The organism is Klebsiella sp. Ech2A (assembly GCF_030078455.1).
Taxonomy (GTDB): domain Bacteria; phylum Pseudomonadota; class Gammaproteobacteria; order Enterobacterales; family Enterobacteriaceae; genus Klebsiella; species Klebsiella terrigena.
The window spans coordinates 1-3,678 of record NZ_JAQGFU010000302.1 but is presented as its reverse complement, the minus strand read 5'-3'; the positions used below and the strand labels follow the sequence as shown (position 1 = coordinate 3,678).

At 62.2% G+C, this 3,678-nt stretch carries 4 protein-coding genes and 1 pseudogene; all 5 read left to right on the top strand.

Features of this window, described 5'->3' with window-relative positions; genetic code table 11:
- The coding region (locus PFH44_RS25885; RefSeq protein ID WP_283826601.1) for an ABC transporter substrate-binding protein at nucleotides 1–691 on the top strand (691 nt) is incomplete at its 5' end.
- An 11-nt stretch (nucleotides 692–702) separates the two neighbouring features.
- The gene (locus PFH44_RS25880; protein ID WP_283826600.1) at nucleotides 703–1,212 is read left to right on the top strand and encodes a GNAT family N-acetyltransferase; all 510 of its coding nucleotides are present in this window, start codon (nucleotides 703–705) and stop codon (nucleotides 1,210–1,212) included.
- A 9-nt stretch (nucleotides 1,213–1,221) separates the two neighbouring features.
- Nucleotides 1,222–2,148 carry an amino acid ABC transporter permease gene (locus tag PFH44_RS25875; RefSeq protein WP_283826599.1) on the top strand — a complete coding sequence of 309 codons (927 nt, stop codon included), beginning with the start codon at nucleotides 1,222–1,224 and terminating at the stop codon, nucleotides 2,146–2,148.
- A complete protein-coding gene (locus tag PFH44_RS25870) occupies nucleotides 2,132–2,911 on the top strand; it encodes an amino acid ABC transporter ATP-binding protein (RefSeq protein WP_045855261.1) in 780 nt (259 codons plus the stop codon). Before PFH44_RS25875 ends, PFH44_RS25870 begins: the two co-directional genes overlap by 17 nt.
- A pseudogene (locus PFH44_RS25865) lies at nucleotides 2,908–3,678 on the top strand (transporter substrate-binding domain-containing protein); the annotation flags it as partial. The gene PFH44_RS25870 and the pseudogene PFH44_RS25865, both read left to right, overlap by 4 nt.

The following is a 3,678-nucleotide window of genomic DNA, read 5'->3' as shown; positions in this document are numbered from 1 at the left end:
TAACAAAACCCTGCTCGGCAGCGAGGTGGATATCGCCCGCCTGGTGGCCGATAGCCTCGGCCTGCAGCTGAACGTGGTCCCAACCTCGTGGGAGGACTGGCCGCTCGGCGTGGTCTCCGGCAAATATGATGCCGCGATCAGCAATATTACGGTGACCAAAGAGCGCAAAGAGAAGTTTGATTTCGCCACCTACCGCAAGGATTCGCTGGGCTTCTACGTCAAGAGCACCAGCCCGCTGAGCAAAATTGACAAAGCGGAGGAGATTGCCGGCCTGCGCATTATCGTCGGCTCCGGCACCAACCAGGAGGCCATCCTGCTGGCGTGGAACGCGGAGAATCTTAAGAAGGGGCTGAAGCCCTTTACCCCGGTCTACACCAAAGATGACGCCGCGCTGACCCTCGCGCTGCAGTCCGGCCGCGCCGACGCCTTCTTTGGCCCCAACGTGATTGGCGCATGGAAAGCGGCGCTAACCGGCAAAACCAGGCTGGTGGGCAGCGTTGACGGCGGTTGGCCGAAGGCGGCCCACATTGCGGTGACGGTGAAAAAGGGCAGCGGCCTGGTCACTCCGGTGCAGACGGCGCTGAACGGCGCCATCCACAGCGGCGACTACGCCAAAGTGCTTAACCGCTGGGGGGAAGGCGTCGAGAGCATCCCGCAGTCAGAGATTAATCCGGCCGGACTGGGCGATTAACAGGAGTCAGTATGAGCGACGTATTCCGCGATGTTTCACCCGAAGCCCCCGAGCTGCAGCCGGTCATTGACGGCCTGTTTGCCGAGTACGCTTCGCGCTACGGGGACTATTTTTCCCGCGATGCCGAAGTTGAGCTAACCGAATGGTATCTGGCGCCGCAGGGGCTGTTTATCGTACTTGAGCGCGAGGGGGAGATTATCGCCACCGGTGCCTACAAGCCGAAGGATGCCAATACCGCCGAAATTAAACGCATCTGGACCCACCACGCGCTGCGCCAGCAGGGGCTGGCGGCGAAGGTGGTGCAGGAGCTGGAGCGTCGGGCGGTGCTGGCGGGCTACAGCCATATCTACCTGACCACCGGCTTTCGTCAGCCGGAGGCGGTGAAGCTCTATCTGAGCCAGGGCTATGAGCCGCAGTTCGACCTCGACCGCAACCCGGAAGAGTACAGCCGGCCGCCCTATGACGGACGGCTGCGGTTTAGCAAAGCGCTGGCGGTTAGCGCGCTAGGCCAGAGCGCCTGAGGAGCAACGATGAAAACATCTGAAACGATAAAAGTTATCCCGGCGCGCTATCCGCTGCGCGCCGTCGGCGCGGTGCTGGCGCTGCTGGTGCTGGCCGTCGTCGTGCAGTCGGTGGCCTTTAACCCCCGCTGGGAGTGGGCGGTCTTCGCGCGCTGGTTCTTTGACCCGGTGATCCTCGAAGGGCTTGGGCAAACTCTGCTGCTGACCCTGCTTGGCACCGTGCTGAGCGTGATTTTTGGCGGCCTGCTGGCGCTGGCCAGGCTCTCCTCCTCGTGGCTGCTGAGCAGCCTTTCCTGGGGATATATCTGGCTGTTCCGCTCGCTGCCGCTGATCGTGGTGCTGATTATTCTCTACAACTTCTCCTATCTGTACGACACGCTGTCGCTCGGTATCCCCTTTACCAGCATCAGCTGGGGCAGCTATCAAACCATCAACGTGCTGGGGCAGTTCTCCACCGCGGTAGTCGGGCTGACGCTGGTGCAGAGCGCCTATACCGCGGAAATTATTCGCGGCGGCTTCCTCGGCGTCGATCACGGTCAGTATGAAGCGGCGGCGGCGCTCGGCCTGCCGGCGTGGCGGCGCACCCTGCGCATTATTCTGCCGCAGGCGCTGCGCACCATTTTACCCTCCGGCTTCAATGAAATTATCAGCCTCGCCAAGGGGACGGCGATGGTCTACGTCCTGGCGATGCCGGAGCTGTTTTACACCATCCAGATGATTTACAACCGCACCCAGGAAGTGATCCCCCTGCTGATGGTCGGCGCGGTGTGGTACCTGGCGATCACCAGCGTCCTGTCGCTTATCCAATATCTGGTCGAACGCGCGCTGGCGCGCAGCGAGCGCCGCTCGGCGGTAAACAGCCAGCGCCGCACTCGCGTTGCCGAAGCCTCTCGTTCACCGCAGACGCAGGAGCCCGTCCATGCCCAACTCTCATAACGGCCACATCTCGATTACCGGCGTTAGCAAATATTTTGGCCGCCATAAGGCGCTGGACGATGTCTCCCTGGAGATAGAGCCCGGCACGGTAACGGTGATCCTCGGGCCTTCCGGCTCGGGGAAATCCACCCTGCTGCGGGCCATTAACCACCTTGAGCGCGTTGATGAGGGCTTTATCCAAATCGATGGTGACTATATCGGCTATCGCCGCCAGGGCGACAGGCTGTACGAGCTGAAGGAAAAAGAGATCCTCCGCCAGCGCGTGAACGTCGGCTACGTTTTTCAAAACTTCAACCTGTTCCCGCACCTGACGGTGCTGGAAAACCTGATTGAGGCGCCGATTGCCCACGGACGGGCCAGCCGCAAGGAGGCCATCGAGCAGGCCTACGAGCTGCTCGACGTGGTGGGGCTGCGCAGCAAAGCCGATGCCTGGTCGCGGCATCTCTCCGGCGGTCAGCAGCAGCGCATTGCCATCGCCCGGGCGCTGGCCCTCAAGCCGCGGGTGATTCTGTTTGACGAACCAACCTCGGCGCTGGATCCGGAGCTGGTGGGCGAGGTGCTTGATGTTATCAAGAAGCTGGCGCGCTCCGGCACTACGCTGGTGGTGGTGACGCATGAGATTGGTTTTGCACGTGAGGTCGCCGATCAGGTGGTCTTTATGGTCGATGGTAAAATCATTGAGCAGGGCAGCAGCGATGAGGTCCTTAACCATCCGCAGCATCAGCGCACGCGGCAATTTTTATCGAAGGTGCTTCCGGCATGAGAAAAGGACTTCTGGCATTAATGATGGGTATCATCCCGGCGGGGGCGCAGGCGGAGATTGACCTGCGGGCCAACGAGCGGCCGCTGCCGGTGACGGCGGACAGCCGGGCGATTGCGCAGATCCCGGCCAATTATCGCTTCGTTGAGCCCGGGACGCTGACGGTGGCTATCTCGGCGCTGAATTCACCGCCGCTGGCGCTGCTGGCGAGCGATAACCGCACGCGCATCGGCAGCGATCCGGATATCGCCCGCCTGCTGGCCGGCAGCCTCGGGCTCAAGCTCCGGCTGGTGCCGACGGCGTGGGAGGACTGACCGCTGGGCATCACCTCCGGGCGCTATGACGTGGCGCTGGTGAATATCGCGGTGACCGAGCAGCGCAAGCAGAAATTCGATTTTGCCACCTATCGCGTCGATTCCCTGGCCTTTTCCGTTAAATCCACCAGCCCGATAGCCAGGGTGAGCGGCGCGGCGGATCTTGCCGGGCGGAAGGTGATTGTCGGCTCCGGCACCAACCAGGAGCGTATTCTGCTCGGCTGGAACGCCGAGAACGAAGCGGCGGGGCGCCAGCCGGCGCTGCCGGTGTACCTCACCGACGACGCCTCGGGTAATCTCTATATCCAGTCCGGACGCGCTGACGTGTTCTTTGGCCCGCAGTCGGTGGCGGCCTACAAAGCGGCGCTGACCGGCACGACCAAAGTCGTCGGCCTGGGGCCGAAAAAGGCTTACGTTGCCACCACCACCAAAAAGGGCAGCGGCCTGGTGTACGCG